Consider the following 18,801-nt stretch of genomic DNA (forward strand, 5'->3'; position numbering starts at 1 on the left):
CTGTACTTGTAGGAGCGGGTTTACCCGCGAAGCAGGCGACGCGGTGGATCGCACCGGCTGCGCCGGTGTTCGCGGCGGTTCGACGCCGCTTCCACAGAAATTGCGCTTAAACAGAACATACTGAAAACTACCCGAGGCAATCATGGACGCGCCTGCTCAAAGCGCTTCAACTCCGCTACGCCTGACAGACATTCTCCACCCCGTAATAGCCGGAATCGTTTCGGTCATCGTCAACTACGGCGGTACCTTCATCCTGGTGTTCCAGGCAGCCAAGGTGGCCGGGCTAAGACCGGAGCTGACCTCATCGTGGGTGTGGGCCGTATCGATCGGCGTCGGTCTCAGCGGCCTGGCGCTGTCCTGGTACAGCCGCGAGCCGGTGATCACAGCCTGGTCCACGCCAGCCGCCGCGTTCCTGGTCACCGCCCTGGCCAACGTACCTTACAGTGACGCCATCGGCGCCTATCTGCTGTCGGCCGCCGCTTTCGTGGTGCTGGGGCTGACCGGCTGCTTCGAGCGCCTGGTGCGGCTGGTGCCTGGTGGCATCGCTGCCGGGCTGCTGGCGGGCATCTTGTTGCAGTTCGGCATCGGTGCCTTTGCCAGCCTGTCGCTCGACCCCGCCCTGGCCGGCTTGCTGATTGCCGCCTATGTGGCCTTCAAACGCTTCACCGCGCGCTACGCCGTGGTCGGCATTCTGCTGCTGGGCCTGGGCTACCTGCTGCTGAAGGGCCAGGTGGGCCTGAGCGGGGTCACGCTGGCGCTCGCCTCACCCGTATTCACCGCCCCCACCTTTTCCCTCAATGCAGCCCTGAGCGTGGCCCTGCCGTTGTTCCTGATCACCCTCACCGGCCAATACATGCCCGGCATGCTGGTGCTGCGCAACGACGGCTTTAAGACCAGCGCCAACCCGATTGTCGCGGTCACCGGTCTGGGCTCGTTGCTGATGGCGCCATTCGGCTCACACGCCTTCAACATCGCGGCCATCACGGCGGCCATCTGCACCGGCAAGGAAGCCCATGAAGATCCGGGCAAGCGCTGGGTAGCGGGGATCGCTGCCGGCGTCTGCTACATCCTTGTGGGAGTGTTCGGGGTCGCCCTGGCCAGTGTATTCATGGCCCTGCCGGCCACTTTCATCACCACCCTGGCCGGCCTTGCCCTGCTAGGCACCATCGGCGCCAGCCTGGCCAGCGCGATGGCCGATGCCCGTTCGCGCGAAGCAGCGCTGATCACCTTTCTGGCAGCCGCGGCCAATATCAGCCTGTTCGGCATTGGCGGGGCGTTCTGGGGCCTGGTCATCGGCCTGCTGGCCCATGCCGCATTGAATGGTCGCCTCCCCGCGTTTCGCCGCGCCCGCTAGACGGGCATCCCATCACCTCGCCGTGCGCCACAGGCGCGCACGCTGTTTACAGGTACCGTCATGCGCCACGCTGGCCCCAAGCTGCTGACTCAAATTGCTGCCGTGCACTTCGTCAGCCATGTGCACATCATGCTGATCCCGGCGCTGCTGCCGGTGCTTCCCGGCCTGCTGGGGGTAGGCTTCATCGAACTCGGCGTGGCCCTGGCGGTGTTCAACATCGTCTCTGCCCTGGTGCAGGCCCCGCTGGGTTATGCCGTCGACCACTATGGTGCGCGGCGAGTGCTCAAGGCCGGGCTGCTGCTGGGCAGCCTCAGTTTCCTGCTGCTGGCGGCCAGCCCCGGCTATGCGCTGTTGCTGGTGACCATGGCCCTGGCCGGCCTGGCCAATGGCGTGTATCACCCGGCCGATTATGCGCTGCTGGCCAAGGGCATCGAGCCAGGCCGGCTAGGGCGGTCATTCTCCATTCATACTTTCGCCGGTTTTCTCGGCTCGGCGGTTACCCCGGCCATATTCCTTGGTATCGCTGCCGTGCTGGGCACACGGGCAGCCCTGGCGGCGGGCGCGGTATTCGGGGCTGCTGCGCTGCTGTTGATATCGATACCGGGCAGTGGCGTGTACCGGGTCGCAGAAGTGGGTAAAAAAGGCAGTGCCGGCCCGGCCCCGGCAACCGGCCGTGTACGCTTGCTTACACCGATGATCGGCGTGCTGACCGTGTTGTTCATATTGCTCAACCTGAGCACCAGTGCCATCGAGAAGTTCTCCGTTGCAGCACTCGTACAAGGCCAAGGCCTGACCTTGACCTGGGCCAACGCCGGGCTTACTGCCTTCTTGCTGTGTAGCGCTGCGGGCGTGCTGTGTGGCGGCGCGCTGGCTGACCGTACCCGGCGCCATGGCCTGGTGGCGGCACTGGCTTTTGCCTTGGCCGCCGCGCTGACCGCGCTGGTGGCCCTGGGCGTGCTTTGGGACTGGGCATTGGTGGGGGTACTGGGCGCCATCGGCTTGCTGACCGGGATCATCGCCCCCTCGCGGGACATGCTGGTCAAAGCAGCAGCACCGCCAGGCGCCGAGGGCAAGACCTTCGGGCTGGTCTCGACCGGGTTCGGCGGCGCCATCGGGCCGGTGGTGTTCGGCTGGCTGCTCGACCGAGGGCTGCCCAGCGGGGTTTTCGTGGCTTCGGTGGTGTTCATGGTGCTGACGGTGGGGCTGACATTGGCGCAGGAGGTTTTTATGGCCCGAAAAGGAAGGGGGGCGCTGCGGTACCCGTGGTGATCTGGTTTCGGCCACCAAGTGTTCGCCGCATTTTTAGCGCCTTTGAGATCGAGCGCCGCCCGCGCGGCGCTTCGCGGGGCAAGTCGGATCGCCGCACCGCCGCTCCCACAGTCTGTTTCGGGCCAATCAGTCCTGTGAGGTCACCTCTGTCCGCCTTGTTTGTTCCCTTCGATATTGAAGGGGGCGCCGTTGCTCTTCATCAATATCCAGCCATGCACCAAGGCGGGCACCGGTAATAGCACAGGAGAGATTGGCCCGAAACAGACTGTGGGAGCGGCGGTGCGGCGATCCGACTTGCCCCGCGAAGCGCCGCGCGGGCGGCGCTCGATTTCACAGGCGCCGAAAACATATCGCCGAACACCCCAAACGCAATCACCCCACCGGGTTCCCATGCACCACCCGCCCCCCCACCCCCGGCCGATTGACAAACAACACATCCAGCACACTGTTACGCAACCCCTTCAGCGCATTCCAGTTCGCCGAAGCATGCACATACCTGTCGCGCAACAACCGCTGCTCTGCCTCAGTCAACCCCAGCTGCCCGGTTTCCCCCAAGGCAAACGCATGCAACTTGCGGCTGATCACTTCCAACTCATCCGGCACATGATGCTCAGCATGCGCGCCCAAGGGCGCAAACGGCACGCCAGCCCGTACCGCCAGTTCACGCATCACGCTCAAGTACACCCGCGAAAGCTGCCCGGCCACTTCCCGCTCGCGGTACAGCGCCGCATAAACCTGCTTTTGCGCCTCACTCGGCCGGCCGCCGGCAATCGGCTCTTCCCAGGTCATTACTTGCGGCCTGGGTTCGCCCATTTCGGCAAAATCCTTCGCCAACAAGGCACTCATCGACGTCTGCACGCGGCTTTGCCCAGCAGGCATCGCTGCCGACACGCGCTGGGACTGCGGCTTGCACAACAGCACCTGCTCCCGCAGGGTTTCCGGGTACCCGCCGCCAATGTTCGAGTGCACGCCCGGCAGCACAATGTCATGCCCACTGCTCACCAGCGGGAAGTTGTGCCGTTGCTCGTCCGCCGCCACCAGTTGCACCACCCGCCGGGCAATGCCTGCACCCAGGCCCAGGCGCAAACCGCCATGGCGGTCGTCCGCGGGGTCGAAGTCGCCCCGCAACGGGGCGATGATCGCCGCCACGGTGTCGAACAGGCCGATAAAGTTGATTGAAATGCCACAGGTCACCGGTAACAGCCCGCCCGCGCCTTCGTGCAACAGGTTGGCCAAGTGGCGCACCGCCGCCGCACCGCGGCTGAACCCGAACAGGTCGAACTCGAGCCGATCCAGCAAAACCTGCGGATGCGCCCGGCACCAACCCTGCAGTTGCCCGGCAATGCTCTGCAACGCCTCGGCAACCCGCGCTTCGGCCCCCGTGCGCCCGCGTCCGGTAGCCGAAGCATAGACATGGTCGGCTTCACCGGCCAAGGTGCCCACCCCCTCCACGTAGCGCTTCAAAAAGGCCAACTGCCCGTCAATACGGGTCGTATCCACCGGATACAGCGCATGCAACAGGGCCACATTGCTCAAGGCGTTGGCATAACTGCCGCCTTGCCCAGCCAACGCCGTGGCATTGTGCTGGTTGTTACCGGTGCCATCGAAAAACACCCCGAAACGCAGGGTTATCCGCTCAGGGGTTGGCGTACCGCCGCTGCTCGATTTCATCTTCGTGCCTTGTGTTTGCCCATAAAGCACAAGCAAGCGCCAGCAAGGCGTCACGCAACATCAGGCAATGGCCAGCCCTGCGTAGGACATTTCTGTACCCGCATGCCCCCATGCAACGATAAATTTACCCAGCGCCATTGGTCGCCGCCCCCCCGGATGGATTAAAGTATCAGCCCTTGCCAGGGCAGCTGCTTTCAGCCGCCTCAGGCCATCTACCAGGAACCGTCGCCGATGGAACACCGTGAAGCGCTGATCGCGCTGCGCACCTTTCTTTCTACCCAGATCCTAGGCCAGGAAAAACTGGTCGAGCGGCTGTTGATCGTGTTGCTGGCAGACGGCCACATGCTGGTCGAAGGTGCCCCGGGCCTGGCCAAGACCAAGGCCATCAAAGAGCTCGCCGAAGGCATCGAGGCGCAGTTCCATCGCATCCAGTTCACCCCCGACCTGCTCCCGGCCGACATCACCGGCACGGAAATCTATCGCCCGGAAACCGGCAGTTTCGTGTTCCAGCAAGGGCCGATCTTCCACAACCTGGTGCTGGCCGACGAAATCAACCGCGCCCCGGCCAAAGTGCAGTCGGCGCTGCTCGAAGCCATGGCCGAGCGCCAGGTCAGCGTGGGCCGCAGCACTTACGACCTGTCGCCGCTGTTTCTGGTCATGGCCACGCAGAACCCGATCGAGCAGGAAGGTACCTACCCGCTGCCCGAAGCCCAGCTCGACCGCTTCCTGATGCACGTAAAAATCGGCTTCCCCGACGCAGCGGTAGAGCGGCGTATCCTGGCTCAGGCGCGCGGTGAAGCACTGGGTGGCGAGACCAAGCCCGAGCGCCGGGTCAGCCAGCAGGCCATTTTTGCCGCGCGCAAGGAAATCCTTGGCCTGTACATGGCCGACGCGGTAGAGGAATACCTGGTGCAGCTGGTGATGGCCACCCGCACCCCGGCCAAGTTCGACACTGAACTGGCCGACTGGATCGCCTATGGCGCCAGCCCGCGCGGGTCCATTTCGCTGGACCGCTGCGCGCGCGCCCACGCCTGGCTGGCCGGGCGCGACTTCGTCAGCCCCGAAGACATCCAGGCGGTGCTGTTCGACGTGCTGCGCCACCGCATCATTCTCTCGTTCGAGGCCGAGGCCGCGGGGATCGACCAGGACCGCGTGGTCCAGCGCATCCTCGATGTCGTCGCCGTTGCCTGAGCCCATGCCCACTGCGCAGTTGGCCGAACCCGGCATCCGCATCGGCCTTGCCGAGCTGATTGACATGCGCCACCGCGTGCGCGAAATCCAGCTGTTTTCCAAGCCCGGCCAGCGCAGCCCGCTGGTCGGCCTGCACCATTCCAAGTTGCGTGGGCGCGGCGTGGACTTCGACCAGGTGCGCGTGTACCAGGCCGGTGACGACGTGCGCAACATCGACTGGCGCGTCACCGCTCGCACCCAGGAGCCGCACACCAAACTGTTCCACGAAGAACGCGAACGGCCGATCTTCATTCTTGTCGAGCAGAGCCAACGGCTGTTCTTCGGCTCGGGGCTGATGTTCAAGTCGGTGCTGGCGGCACAGGCCGCCGCGCTGTTCGGCTGGGCCGCGCTGGGCCACAACGACCGCATCGGCGGCCTGGTGTTTGGCGATAGCGAACACCACGAAATCAAGCCCCGGCGCAGCAAACAGAGCCTGCTGCAACTGCTCAACCGCCTGGCCAAGGTCAACCAGTCGCTGCACACCGAGGCCACCCCCGGTACCGACAGCCTTGGCCTGGCCCTGCGCCGCGCCCGCGAAGTGCTGCGCCCCGGTAGCCTGGCCATCGTCATCTGCGACGAGCGCTCGCTCAGCGCCCAGGTGGAACAGCACCTGGCCATGCTCTCGCGGCATTGCGACCTGCTGTTGCTGCCGGTGTCCGACCCCCTCGACCATGCCCTGCCTGCCGCCGGCCTGCTGCGTTTTGCCCAGCGCAGCGCCCAGCTGGAGCTCGACACCCTCGACGCCAACCTGCGCCAGGCCTATCGCCAGCAAGCCGAGGCACGTATCGAGCGCTGGGAACTGATGGCGCAGAAGCTGCGCGTGGCGCTGATGCCGCTGAGCACGCAAAGCGAAATGATCGAGCAACTGCGCGAATACCTGAACGCCCAGCGGCCACGGAGCGCGTCATGAACCCGCTCGATCAGTTGCAACCGCTGATCGAACCGGCACCGATCGGCCTGTGGCCGCCGGCACCCGGTTGGTGGGCCCTGTTGGCCATCCTGCCGCTGCTGGGCTGGGGCCTGTGGCGGCTGCGCCGCTGGCGCCCGGGCAAACGGCGCATCGTGCGCGCCGAGCAACCGTTGGACCCGGTACGCGTAGAAGCGCTGGCCGAGCTGGCCCGCCTGCCACGCCCGTACGACGGCGCCCCGGCCGGTGCCTGGCTGCAACAGATCAACGCCCTGCTCAAGCGCCTGTGCCGCAGCCACTACCCAGGTGCCAACAGCCATACCCTCAACGGCCGCCAGTGGCTGGCGTTTCTCGACAACCGCTGCCCGGCCGCCGGCCTGACCCGCTGGATGGTGCTGGTCGAAGGTGCCTACAAGCCCGAGTGCAAGCTCGACGACAAAGCCATCGTCGGCCTCAGCCAAGCCGTCGAAACCTGGATCCGCAAGCATGTTTGAACTGGCCTGGCCGTGGGTTTTCGCCCTGTTGCCGCTGCCGTGGCTGCTGCGCCTGGTGTTGCCCGCCGCCGACAGCGGCGAGCCGGTGCTCAAGGTCGGCTTCCTCGACGAGCTAGAAGGCCTGGCCGGGCGCCGCGCACGGCTGAACCTGCCGACCTGGCGCCAGCAGGCGCCGTTCGTGGTCATCTGGCTGTTGCTGCTGTGCGCTGCCGCCCGCCCGCAATGGTTGGGCGAGCCGGTGCCGGTGGCCGCCAGCGGTCGCGACCTGCTGGTGGCCGTGGACGTATCCGGGTCGATGGACTTCCCCGACATGCAGTGGAAGAACGAAGACATCAGCCGCCTCGACCTGGTCAAGGCGCTGCTTGGCGACTTCCTGCAGGACCGCGAGGGCGACCGCGTGGGCCTGATCCTGTTCGGCAGCCAGGCCTACCTGCAGGCGCCGCTCACCTTCGACCGACGCACCGTGCGCACCTTCCTCGACGAGGCGCACATCGGCATCGCCGGCAAAAACACCGCCATCGGCGACGCCATTGGCCTGGCAGTGAAACGCCTGCGCCAGCGCCCGTCGCAAAGCCGGGTGCTGGTGCTGATCACCGACGGTGCCAACAACGGTGGGCAGATCCACCCGCTGACCGCCGCCCGCCTGGCGGCCCAGGAAGGCGTGCGCATCTACACCATCGGCATTGGCGCCAACCCCGAAGCCAGCGGCACCCCCGGCCTGCTCGGCCTCAACCCGAGCCTGGACCTGGACGAAGCCGCGCTCAAGGAAATCGCCGATATCAGCCACGGTGCCTACTTCCGCGCCCATGACGGCGCCGAACTGGATGCCATCGGCGACACCCTTGACCAGCTCGAACCGGTGGCCCAGCAACCGACCCAGGCGCGCACGGCCCAGGCCTTGTACGCCTGGCCATTGGCCCTGGCGCTGCTGCTCAGCGTGTTGCTGGTAGTGGCTGTGCAATGGCCCGACAACCTGTTGCAGCGCCTGTTGCGCAGGCCGCGCTTCCTGCAGCCACACCCGGAGTGGCGCCAACGCCTGAAGCGCTTGCGGTTAAGGAGGCGGCGATGATCGACCTGTGGCCGCAATGGTTGCGCCCGCTTTGGCTGCTGGCCGTGCCCCTGCTCGGTTGGCTGCTGTACAAACTGTGGCACCGGCGCAAGCGCGCGGGGCGCTGGCAGATGATTCTGCCACCGGCGTTCCACGGTGTGCTGCTGGGCGGCGGTAATGGCAATGCCAGCAAACTGCCGTGGGTGGCGCTTGGCCTGGCCTGGCTACTGGTGATCCTGGCCCTGCTCGGGCCCAGCTGGCAGCGCGTGGAAGAAAACCGCCAGCGCCCGGCCGACCCGCTGGTGATTCTGCTCGAACTGACGCCACAGATGCTCGCCGAGGACAGCCCACCCAATCGCCTGGAACAGGCCCGGCGCAAAGTCCTCGACCTGCTCGAACACCGCCGTGACAGCCAGACCGCGCTGGTGGTGTATGCCGGGTCCGCGCACACCTTGGTGCCGCTGTCCGACGACCTGGCCACCACCCGCAACCTGCTTGAGGCCATCGACCCGTCGATCATGCCCAAACCGGGCCAACGCGCAGACCTGGCCGTGCAAAAAGGCCTGGCGCTGTTGGCCCAGAGCGGTCTCGGCCAGGGCCGCCTGCTGCTGATCGCTTCATCCCTGAGCGCCCCGGAGCGCCAGGGCATCGCCCAGGCCCTCGGCCGCCAAGGCCCGAGCCTGCTGATGCTGGGTATCGGCAGCCGTGAAGGCGCCCCGGTACGCCAGGCCAACGGCGAGTACCTTAAAGATGACCAGGGCGGCATTCTCCTGCCCCGCCTGGACAGTGCCAGCCTCAAGGGCTTTATCAGCGGCACCGGCGGGCGCTACCGGCATGCCCGTGTCGATGACCTCGACCTGCGTGGCCTGGGCCTGTTCGACAACCCGCGGACCGGGCGCAACGACGGCCAGACCCTGCAACTGGACAGCTGGGCCGACCAGGGTTACTGGTTGCTGCTACCGCTGTTGCTGCTGGCCGCTTGCGCCGGCCGGCGCGGCTGGCTGTTCTGCCTGCCGCTGCTGCTGGCGTTGCCACAGCCCAGCCAGGCCTTCGAGTTCAACGACCTGTGGCTGCGCCCCGACCAGCAAGGCCAGCGCCTGCTAGAGCAAAACCGCCCGGCCAGCGCAGCGCGCCACTTCCAGGACCCGCAATGGCGGGGCATGGCGCTGTACCAGTCCGGCGACTATGCCGGTGCCGCCGAGGCATTTTCCCAGGGCGACAGTGCCGCAGCCCACTACAATCGAGGCAATGCTCTGGCCCACAGCGGCGAGCTGGAGGCCGCCCTGGACGCCTACGAGCAAGCCCTGGAACGCCAGGCCGACCTGCAAGCGGCACTCGACAACCAGGCGTTGGTGCAACAAATGCTGCAACAGCGTGAGGCCAAGGCTGAGCAACAACCGCCCGGCAACGATGCCCAAGGCACGCCCGGCAGCGAAACCGAAGGCAACAGCAGCTCGGCCAGCAGCCCGGCCCAAGGCACCCCCAGTAACGACGAACAAGCCAGCGCCGAACAGCCTGGCGAAAGCAACGGCAACAGCCAGGCCACCCCTGGCAATCAGGCGGGGGCCGATGACGGCGTCATTCAGCCGCCGCAGCGCCCGGTATCGACCAACCTCGACGCCGAGCAGCGCCAGGCCCTGGAACAATGGCTGCGGGAGATCCCCGACAACCCGGCGGAGCTGCTGCGGCGCAAATTTTGGTATGAACAGCAATTGCATCAGGAAACCCCACGATGAGTCGCTTCGGCGTCTTTCTCCTTACCCTGCTGTGGGCCGTGCTGGCCCAGGCCGACCCCCTGCTGCAGGCCAGCGTCGACCGCACCCGCCTGGAAGCCGGCGAAAGCCTGGAGCTGACCCTGGAAAGCCAGGACGTCACCCAGTTTGGCAAGCCCGACCTGCGCGCCCTTGAAGGCGACTTCGAAGTGCGTGGCACGCGCCAGCTGAACAGCCTGCACACCCTCGACGGCGAAACCCGCGCCAGCACGCGCTGGATCATCACCCTGCTACCGCGGCGTAGCGGCAGCCTGCGCATTCCCGAGCTGCAACTGGGCCAGTCGCGCAGCCAGGCCATCGAACTGCAAGTGCTGCAGGCCGATGCCAGCCGCCAGGACACCTCGCAGGTGTTCATCGAGGCAACCCTCGACAGCCCCGACGTCTACGTGCAGGCCCAGGCCGTGCTCACCTTGCGCATCTACCACTCGGTAGCGCTGTACGACGACAGCAGCCTGAGCCCGCTGCAGCTGGAGAACGCCAAGGTCGAACCGCTGGGCGAATCGCGCACCTATGAAAAGGAAATCAACGGCGTACGCCATGGCGTGATCGAGACCCGTTATGCCGTGTATGCCCAGCAAAGCGGCACGCTCGACATCCCGCCGCTGACCTTCACCGCCACCGCCGCTGCCAGCAGCGATGAAGCCCCGCAGGCCAACGGCACGGCACGCGCCGGCCACCAGGTACAAGTCAGCTCGTTGCCGCTGCGCCTGACCGTGCGCCCGATTCCGGCCGCCTGGCCGGCTGGCGTGCCGTGGTTACCGGCCCGCAGCCTGACCCTGGAAGAGCGCTGGAACCCCGACCCCGGCAACCAGCAGGTGCAGATCGGCGACTCGCTGACGCGCAACATCACCTTGCGCGCCGATGGTTTGTCCGCTACCCAGTTGCCGCCGCTGCCGGCCACCGAAATCATCGGCCTGCGCCGCTACCCCGACCAGCCGCTGCTGCGCAACGAAATCAACGAGCGCGGCATGACCGCCAACCGCGAAGAGCGCGAAGCCCTGGTACCCACCCATGCCGGCACACTGGCGCTGCCGGCGCTGGAAGTAGCCTGGTGGAACACCCGCGAAGACCACCTGGAGCACAGCAGCCTGCCAGCGCGCACGCTGAATGTGCAGGACAACCCGGCGCTGAGCGCCGACACCCCGGTGGGCGACAACAGCAGTGCCAGCAGCCTGCTGTGGCCGTGGCAGCTGGCTACCTTGGTATTCGCCCTGACCACCGTGCTGGGCTTTGCCCTGTGGTGGCGTGCGCGCTCGCAACCGGCGGTGCTGCGTGCGGCGCAGAACGGGCCAAGCCCGCGAACCTTGCTGGACGACCTCAAGCGCGCCTGCCAGGCCAACGACCCCCAGGCCACCCGCCAGGCGCTGGATGCCTGGGCCCGGCAGCAGCCAGAGACCCTGGCCGAGATGGCGGCGCGCTTTGTGCCGTTGTCGGATGCGCTGGATGGGTTGAACGGCGCGTTGTACAGCGAGACTGGCCAGTATTGGCAGGGTGAGGATTTGTGGCGGGCGATCGGCACGATACCGCCGGCTGAGCAGGTGTTGTTGCCGGCTGGGGAGAATGGCAGCTTGCCGCCGCTTTATCCTAAGTAGTCGGCTGCCTGGGCCTGTTCGCGGGCATGCGCGGTACCTGTGGGAGCGGGTTCACCCGCGAACACCGGCGCAGCCGGTGCCAGCCACGAGATTGCGTCAGGGCTGACAGGGGTTCGGCGGCACATTTGCAGCGCCTGCAGGTGTTTGTCGGTGGATTTTCAGCGCCGGTGAGATCGAGCGCCGCCCGCGCGGCGCTTCGCGGGACAAGCCCGCTCCCACATCTGTTTCGGGCCAGTCACTCCTGTGAGGGCACCGCTGTCCGCCTTGTTTGTCCGCCTTGATATCGGCTGCGCCGCTGGTGTTTATCAATCTCCAGCCATGAACCCGGGTGCGCGCGGCAAAGGCACAGGAATAATTGGCCCGAAACAGATGTGGGAGCGGGCTTGCCCCGCGAAGCGCCGCGCGGGCGGCGCTCGGTCTAACAGGCCCTGCAAATGTAATGACGGACACCTGCCAGCCCTCACCCAATCCCCCGCCCTACCCCCGCCCCTCCACCTGTAAGACATTTCTGAACCTGCAACCAAATGCTTCAGAATCAACCCGCTTAGGAATTATCCTACGCCCGCTGCCGAACTATCGCTGTTGTCGGGAAAACACCTCACGGATAACGTTTCCGGGTCGCTTCGGTGACCGGGTGTGAGAACCCGACGATAAGCAAATTTCGGTCAGCTTTCATGGCGGCCGTGCGCGGGCAGACTTCGGTCTGGCCGAGTTTTCCTTTGCTTCCTCGGTTTCTCACCCCGCGTACGGCTGCCACCTAAACCCGTGAGAAGGTTGTGGTGGTGGCATTCTCTGATTAAGCAAAGGGTTTGAATCATGAAGAAGATCGTCCCCAATCCACCCGCAATCCTGACAGCCCGCCCCTTCTACACCATCAACCAGGACACCCCCTCGGTTGACGCCCTGACCCACACCCTCCAGCTGATGGCCGGCATTGAAGACTCGCTGGACGAATACATCTGTGCCAACGCCGGCGAGCCTGGCATCAACATGCTGGTCAATGCGGTGCATCACGTGCAGATGACCAGAGCGCTGACCGAGTTGCTGCTGCACCGTCAGGCTGGGGATATGCTCCATCGCTGACTGCCGCTCCTACAAAAAGCAGGATCGCGTCATGGCTGCCAGGTGTTCGACGCCACATTTTCAGCGCCTGTGAGATCGAGCGCCGCCCGCGCGGCGCTTCGCGGCACAAGGCCGCTCCCACATCTGTTTCGGGCCAATCAGTCCTGTGAGGTCACCTCTGCCCGCCTTGTTTGTTCCCTTCGATATTGAAGGGGGCGCCGTCGCTCTTTAATCTCCAGCCATGCACCAAGGCGGGCACCGGTAATACCACAGGAGAGATTGGCCCGAAACAGACTGTGGGAGCGGGCTTGCCCCGCGAAGCGCCGCGCGGGCGGCGCTCGATCTCACAGGCGCTGAAAATTCACCGATGAACACCTGCAAGCGCTGAAAATGTGATGGCCAACCCCTGGCAGCCCTAACCCTAACCCTTACCCCCACCCACTCCCCCGCCCTGCCCCCCAACCCCATGCTTGAGTTACCATACCGCCCTCGCGCAACGCCCATCCCCCAAAGCCAAGCCCTCGCTTGCTCGACTCGACACCAACAGGTCATCCATGCGTCTGTTTCATACCTCCGACTGGCACCTGGGCCAAAGCCTGCACGGCCAGGAACGCGACTTCGAACACGCCTGCTTCCTCGACTGGCTGCTCGGCCAGCTGCGCCTGCGTCAGCCGGATGCGCTGCTGATCGCTGGCGATATCTTCGACACGGTCAACCCGCCGGTCAAAGCCCAGGAGCGGCTCTACGACTTCATCGTCCAGGCCCACGAGCAACAGCCCAAGCTGGACATCGTGATGATCGCCGGCAACCACGACTCCGGCTCGCGCATCGAGTTGCCCGCCGCGCTGATGCGCCGCCTGCGCACCCATGCCCTGGGCCGGGTGCACTGGCTGGACGAGGGCCAGCTGGATGCCGAGCGCCTGCTGATTCCGCTCACCAATGGCCGCGGCAAGGTCGCTGCCTGGTGCCTGGCCCTGCCGTTTTTGCGCCCGGCCGAGGTGACCGGCCCGCAACTGGGCGACGACTACGTGCAAGGCATCACCCAGGTGCACCAGCAACTAATCGCCGCCGCGCAAAAAAAGCGCAAGAAAGACCAGGCGCTGATCGCCATCAGCCACGCGCACATGGCCGGTGGCGCGGTGTCGGAAGACTCCGAGCGCAGCCTGATCATCGGCAACGCCGAGGCCTTGCCGGCCAAGCTGTTCGACAAAGCCATCAGCTATGTCGCGTTGGGCCACCTGCACAAGCCGCAAAAGGTCAACCGCGAAGAACGCATCCGCTACAGTGGCTCGCCGATCCCGCTGTCGTTCGCCGAAATCAACTACCCGCACCAGGTGCTGGAAGTGGAGCTGGATGGCAACGGTTTGGTCAGTGTCGAACCGCGCCCGGTACCGCGCGCCGTAGCCCTGCAACGGGTCGGCCCGGCCCCCTTGGGCGAACTGCTGCAGCAACTGGCCGACCTGCCGGTGATCGACCTGCTCGAAGACCCCAACCGCCAGCCCTGGCTGGAAGTGCGGGTGATTCTCGACGAGCCGCAACCCGACCTGCGCCAGCAGATCGAAAGCGCAATCGAGGGCAAGGCCGTACGGCTGATCCGCATCAGCGCCGAGTACGCCGGCCGCAACAACGCCGAAGACGATGACCTGGCCTTTGTCGAACTGGCCCAGATGACCCCGCAAGACCTGTTCCGCCGTGCCTGGGAGCAGGCCTACGGCAGCGCTGTCGACGAGCAGGCGCTGGCCGACTTTGCCCTGCTGTTGCAGGACGTGCAGCAGGAAGAGGAACAGCCATGAAGATTCTCGCCATCCGCCTGAAGAACCTGGCATCGCTGGCCGGCCCGGTCGACATCGACTTCACCGCCGAACCACTGGCCAGCGCCGGCCTGTTCGCCATCACCGGGCCTACCGGTGCCGGCAAGAGTACCCTGCTCGACGCCTTGTGCCTGGCGCTGTTCGGCACCGTGCCGCGGCTCAATGACATCGGCCGCGAGGCCAAGGTGCCGGATGCCGACGGCGATATCCCCACTTCCGACCCGCGCAACCTGCTGCGCCGGGGCACCGGCAGCGGCTTTGCCGAAGTGGATTTCGTCGGTATCGATGGCCGCCGCTACCGCGCCCGCTGGGAAGCCAACCGTGCCCGCGACAAGGCCAACGGCAAGCTGCAACACAGCCGCCAGAGCTTCTACGACCTCGACAGCGAGCAAGTGCTGGGCAGTGGCAAGCACGAATACAAGCAACTGGTCGAAGCTCGCCTGGGCTTGAACTTCGAGCAGTTCACCCGTGCCGTGATGCTGGCCCAGAGCGAGTTCGGCGCATTCCTCAAGGCCGACGACAAAGAGCGCAGCGAGCTGCTGGAAAAGCTCACCAACACTGCCATCTACACCCGCCTGGGCCAGCGCGCCTTCAGCAAGGCGCGCGAGGCTGGCGAAGCGCACAACACCCTGAAAGACCGCGCCAGCCACCTGCTGCCAATGGCCGCCGAAGCCCGCGCCGAGCTTGACCAGCACCTGGAACAGGCGCAGCAGCAGTTCAAGGCCGACCAGGCCGGCGAACGCCAACTGGAACTGCAACGCAACTGGCTGAACGAACAACGCCAGCTGCAAGCCCAGCACGCCGAGGCCGGCAGCGCGTTGCAAGCCGCCGAGCAGGAATGGCAACAGCTGGCCGAGCCGCGCCTGGACCTGGTCCGCCTGGAGCGCCTGGCCCCGCAGCGTCACCAGTTCCACCGCCAACAGGCGCTGAGCGCACAATTGGCACCCGTGGCGGCGAGAATTGCCGAACAGCAACAGCAGCAGGCCGACCTGCAGGCACGCACCCGCGAGCTGGAACAGGCGCTGACGGTTGCCCGCCAGGCACTGGCAGACAGCCAGGCCCAGCACGGCGAAAATGCCCCGCGCCTGCGCCAGGCTTTTGCCGCCCAGGACAACCTGGCCCGTCTCGATCAGGAGCTGGCCGCCCAGCGCGACAGCAGCCAACAGGCGCAGCAGCAAGTCACCGATGGCCAGCAGCAACTGCAGCAACTGGAAGACCATCAGCAGCGCAGCGTGCAGCAACTGGCACAGATCGACACCTCACTCGCCGACAGCCAGCACCTGGCCGGCCTGGCCAATGCCTGGCACGCCTACCTGCCGCAACTGAAACAGGTGATGCTGATTGGCGGCCGCCTGGCCAAGGGCCGTGAAGAACTGCCCGGCCTGCAGGCCCAGGCCAGCCAGGCCAATGCCCACTTGCAGGCCGAACGCGATGCCTATGACGTGCTGTTCCGCGAAGCCAAGGCCGAGCCCCAGGCCCTGGCCGAGCAGATCGACCTGCTGGGCGGCATGCTGCAGGACAACCGCAAGCAACAGCGCGCCGTCGAAGAGCTGTCGCGCCTGCATGGCCGCGAACGAGAGCTGCGCCAGCAACTGGATGCCGTGCGCGAACGCCAGCAGCAGGCCATGCAGCAACGCCAGCAACTGATTGGCGAAGGCACCGCTGCCAAGGCCGAGCTGGAAGCCGCCGAGCAGGCGCTCAACCTCACCCGCCAGTTGCTGGAACGCCAGCGCCTGGCGCGCAACACCAGCGTCGAAGAGCTACGCGGCCAGCTGCGCGACGGTGAGCCCTGCCCGGTATGCGGCAGCACCGAGCACCCGTTCCACCAGCCCGAAGCGCTGCTGCAAAGCCTGGGTCGTCATGACCAGGCCGAAGAAGATGCCGCGCAGAAGCAGGTCGAAACCCTCAACAGCAAGCTGGTAGAGCTGCGCACCCAGCTGGGTGTGGTCAACGCCCAGCTCAAGGACTACCAGCAGCAACAACAGCAACTGGGCGACCAACTGCAACCGCTGGTGGCCCAGGTGCAGGCGCACAGCCTGTGGCCGGCCCTGGCCCCACAGGACGACCAGGCCCGCAGCGCCTGGCTCGACAGCCAGCTGCGCCGCCTGGACGAAGAAATCGGCCAGGACGAGAAACGCCAAAGCGCGCTGCTCGCCCTGCAACGCGACGCGGCCCGCCTCAACCAGCAACTGCAGGCTGCCCACGACGCCCAGCAACAGGCCCAGCGCCACCTGGAGCAACAGCACCAGGCCCTGGCCAATGACGAGCAGCAGTTGCAGCAAGGCCTGAACGACCTGGCCGGGGTATTGCCCGAGGAAGCCCTCAAGGCTCTCAACGACGACCCGGCCAATGCCTTCCTTGCCCTTGACCAGCAAATTGCCCAGCGCCTGCAACAACTGGAGCAGCGCAAGGACGAACTGGAAGAGCAGCAAGCCCGGCAAACCCAGCTGGACAAGCTGCGCGACCAGCAACAGGCGCGGGTCCAGGGCCTGCAGCAGTTGCAGCAGAAGCTCGCCGCCCTCGACGAGCAGCGCCAGCAGGCCTCGGCTTCGCTCGGCGAGCTACTCGGCGAACATGCCAGTGCCGAAGCCTGGCAACAACACATGGACGCCGCACTGGAACACGCCCGTGCCCTCGACGCCGACACCGCCCAGCGCCTGCAGCAGTTGCTTACCCAGGGCGTGCAACTGGCCAGTGAACTCAAGGCCAACGCCCAGCAGCAACAGGCGCTGGACACCGAGTGCCAGCAGTTGCAGAGCCAGATCGCCCAGTGGCGCGGCGAACATCCGGAGCTGGACGATGCCGGCCTGGATCGCCTGTTGGCCATGGACGACACACAGGTCAATGAACTGCGCCAGCGCCTGCAAGGTGCCGAAAAAGCCATCGAGCAAGGCCGTGTGTTGCTGCAGGAACGTGAACAGCGCCTGCAACAACACGCCGCACAAATGACCGTGGAAGCCTCGGCCGAAGCACTGGAGCAAGCCCTGACCGAGCTGCGCGCGCGCCTGGCCAGCCACGAGCAACAATGCGCCGAACTGCGTGCGCAGCAGGCCGACGACCAGCGCCGCCAGCAGGCCCACCAGGCGCTGGCGGCAGAAATCGAACAGGCCCACCAGCAGTGGCAACGCTGGGCCCGCCTGAATGCCCTGATCGGCTCGGCCTCGGGCGATGTGTTCCGCAAGATCGCCCAGGGCTACAACCTCGACCTGCTGCTGCACCACGCCAATAGCCAATTGCGCCAACTGGCCCGCCGCTACCGCCTCAAACGCGGCGGCAGCGCCCTGGGCCTGCTGGTGCTGGACACCGAGATGGGTGACGAACTGCGCTCGGTACATTCGCTGTCGGGCGGCGAAACCTTCCTGGTGTCGTTGGCGTTGGCACTGGGCCTGGCCTCGATGGCCTCCAGCACCCTGCGCATCGAATCGCTGTTCATCGATGAAGGCTTCGGCAGCCTCGACCCCGAATCGCTGCAACTGGCGATGGATGCCCTCGACGGCTTGCAGGCCCAGGGCCGCAAGGTGGCGGTGATTTCCCACGTGCAGGAAATGCACGAGCGCATTCCGGTGCAGATCCAGGTGCGCCGCCAGGGCAATGGCCTGAGTGACGTGGAGGTGTGCGGGTGATCCTTTACTCGTTCCGCCGCTGCCCATGGGCCATGCGCGCGCGCCTGGCCCTGCGCTATGCGGGGTGCGAGGTGGAGATTCGCGAGGTGGCGATGAAAAACAAGCCGGCAGAACTGCTGGCCTTGTCACCCAAGGGCACGGTGCCGGTACTGGATACCGGTGCCGGGGTGCTCGAAGAAAGCCTGGACATCATGCGCTGGGCGCTGGCGCAAAACGACCCGCAGGACTGGCAGCTACAGGCCGACCCTGCAGCGGCGCAACAGGCTGATGCCCTGATTGCGCGCAACGACAGCACGTTCAAGGCACAGGTGAACCTGTACAAGTATGCTGAACGCTACCCGGATCATTCCCGCGAGCATTATCGCCAGCAGGCCGAAGCCTGGCTGGCGGAGCTCGAGGGCCTGCTGGCGGGCCGACGCTACTTTCTGGCTGACCACCCGAGCATTGTCGATGCCGCGTTGCTGCCCCTGATGCGCCAGTTTGCCGGGGTCGAACCGCAGTGGTTCGCCGAGGCGGCTTATCCGCGGGTGCGGAGCTGGCTGGAGGGGTGGCTGGCTTCGGAGCTGTTCAGGTCGGTCATGGCTAAATAGGCTCACACGATCCCTTGTAGGAGCGGCCTTGTGTCGCGATGGGGCGCGCAGCGGCCCCGGTTTTTTGCGTCACAGCTGAAATTGCCGGGGCCGCTCTGAGGCCCTATCGCGACACAAGGCCGCTCCTACACGGGACTGAGTCAGCTTCACGAGTGGTGCTTGCCACTCAACGCCGCATGAAAGTGGGCACTCTGGCGCAGGTACTGCTCGGTATAACTGTGGGTAGCGGACGCCTTGCTGCGGCTGTCGGCATGGGCATGCGCCGGCAGTACAACCGATGCGGAAATGGCGGATGCGGCAATAACCGGGAAGAGATTGAAGTTCATCTGGGCTGACCTCGACGGCGGTGGTTTGACGTTGGCCCGTTTGGGCCTTGGG

The 18,801-nt window shown here is 65.8% G+C and carries 14 protein-coding genes; 12 read left to right on the forward strand and 2 right to left on the reverse strand.

Annotated elements, in window-relative coordinates:
- Window positions 1-142: 142 nt before the first annotated feature.
- Together ACIP02_RS15435 and ACIP02_RS15440 are read left to right on the forward strand one after the other, a co-directional pair.
- Window positions 143-1,354, forward strand: coding sequence for a benzoate/H(+) symporter BenE family transporter (locus ACIP02_RS15435; protein WP_400617630.1), 1,212 nt, complete (start codon window positions 143-145; stop codon window positions 1,352-1,354).
- 60 nt (window positions 1,355-1,414) lie between these two features.
- Window positions 1,415-2,623 (forward strand): MFS transporter, encoded by a 1,209-nt coding sequence (locus tag ACIP02_RS15440; protein WP_400617631.1) that lies wholly within the window; start codon window positions 1,415-1,417, stop codon window positions 2,621-2,623.
- Window positions 2,624-2,995: 372 nt separating this feature from the next.
- On the opposite strand, the gene ACIP02_RS15445 is transcribed toward ACIP02_RS15440, so the two are convergent.
- A complete protein-coding gene (locus tag ACIP02_RS15445) occupies window positions 2,996-4,294 on the reverse strand; it encodes a phospholipase effector Tle1 domain-containing protein (RefSeq protein WP_400617632.1) in 1,299 nt (432 codons plus the stop codon).
- Between the two features lie 231 nt (window positions 4,295-4,525).
- On the opposite strand from ACIP02_RS15445, the gene ACIP02_RS15450 reads away from it, so the two are divergent.
- The 10 genes from ACIP02_RS15450 (at window position 4,526) to ACIP02_RS15495 (ending at window position 18,423) form a co-directional block, all read left to right on the forward strand.
- On the forward strand, window positions 4,526-5,485 hold the full coding sequence (locus tag ACIP02_RS15450; protein ID WP_003247242.1) for a MoxR family ATPase: 960 nt from the start codon (window positions 4,526-4,528) through the stop codon (window positions 5,483-5,485).
- Between the two features lie 4 nt (window positions 5,486-5,489).
- Window positions 5,490-6,434: a DUF58 domain-containing protein gene (locus ACIP02_RS15455; protein ID WP_400617784.1), complete on the forward strand. Its 945-nt coding sequence runs from the start codon at window positions 5,490-5,492 to the stop codon at window positions 6,432-6,434.
- Window positions 6,431-6,925 (forward strand): DUF4381 domain-containing protein, encoded by a 495-nt coding sequence (locus ACIP02_RS15460; RefSeq protein WP_201207763.1) that lies wholly within the window; start codon window positions 6,431-6,433, stop codon window positions 6,923-6,925. Before ACIP02_RS15455 ends, ACIP02_RS15460 begins: the two co-directional genes overlap by 4 nt.
- Window positions 6,918-7,994, forward strand: coding sequence for a vWA domain-containing protein (locus tag ACIP02_RS15465; protein ID WP_400617633.1), 1,077 nt, complete (start codon window positions 6,918-6,920; stop codon window positions 7,992-7,994). The genes ACIP02_RS15460 and ACIP02_RS15465 overlap by 8 nt, the downstream gene beginning before the upstream one ends.
- Window positions 7,991-9,709, forward strand: a complete 1,719-nt coding sequence (locus tag ACIP02_RS15470; protein ID WP_400617634.1) for a VWA domain-containing protein — start codon at window positions 7,991-7,993, stop codon at window positions 9,707-9,709. Before ACIP02_RS15465 ends, ACIP02_RS15470 begins: the two co-directional genes overlap by 4 nt.
- Complete coding sequence (locus ACIP02_RS15475) at window positions 9,706-11,337, forward strand: BatD family protein (RefSeq protein WP_400617635.1); 1,632 nt, start codon at window positions 9,706-9,708, stop codon at window positions 11,335-11,337. Before ACIP02_RS15470 ends, ACIP02_RS15475 begins: the two co-directional genes overlap by 4 nt.
- Window positions 11,338-12,153: 816 nt before the next feature.
- A complete protein-coding gene (locus ACIP02_RS15480) occupies window positions 12,154-12,420 on the forward strand; it encodes a hypothetical protein (RefSeq protein WP_400617636.1) in 267 nt (88 codons plus the stop codon).
- A gap of 533 nt (window positions 12,421-12,953) precedes the next feature.
- On the forward strand, window positions 12,954-14,192 hold the full coding sequence (locus tag ACIP02_RS15485; RefSeq protein ID WP_400617637.1) for an exonuclease SbcCD subunit D C-terminal domain-containing protein: 1,239 nt from the start codon (window positions 12,954-12,956) through the stop codon (window positions 14,190-14,192).
- Complete coding sequence (locus ACIP02_RS15490; RefSeq protein ID WP_400617638.1) at window positions 14,189-17,833, forward strand: AAA family ATPase; 3,645 nt, start codon at window positions 14,189-14,191, stop codon at window positions 17,831-17,833. The genes ACIP02_RS15485 and ACIP02_RS15490 overlap by 4 nt, the downstream gene beginning before the upstream one ends.
- On the forward strand, window positions 17,830-18,423 hold the full coding sequence (locus tag ACIP02_RS15495; protein WP_400617639.1) for a glutathione S-transferase: 594 nt from the start codon (window positions 17,830-17,832) through the stop codon (window positions 18,421-18,423). The genes ACIP02_RS15490 and ACIP02_RS15495 overlap by 4 nt, the downstream gene beginning before the upstream one ends.
- Window positions 18,424-18,569: 146 nt before the next feature.
- Here ACIP02_RS15495 and ACIP02_RS15500 read toward each other — a convergent pair whose 3' ends face one another.
- Window positions 18,570-18,749, reverse strand: a complete 180-nt coding sequence (locus ACIP02_RS15500; RefSeq protein WP_400617640.1) for a hypothetical protein — start codon at window positions 18,747-18,749, stop codon at window positions 18,570-18,572.
- Between the last annotated feature and the right edge of the window lie 52 nt (window positions 18,750-18,801).

It is taken from the genome of Pseudomonas sp. NPDC089408, from assembly GCF_044749445.1.
GTDB lineage: Bacteria > Pseudomonadota > Gammaproteobacteria > Pseudomonadales > Pseudomonadaceae > Aquipseudomonas.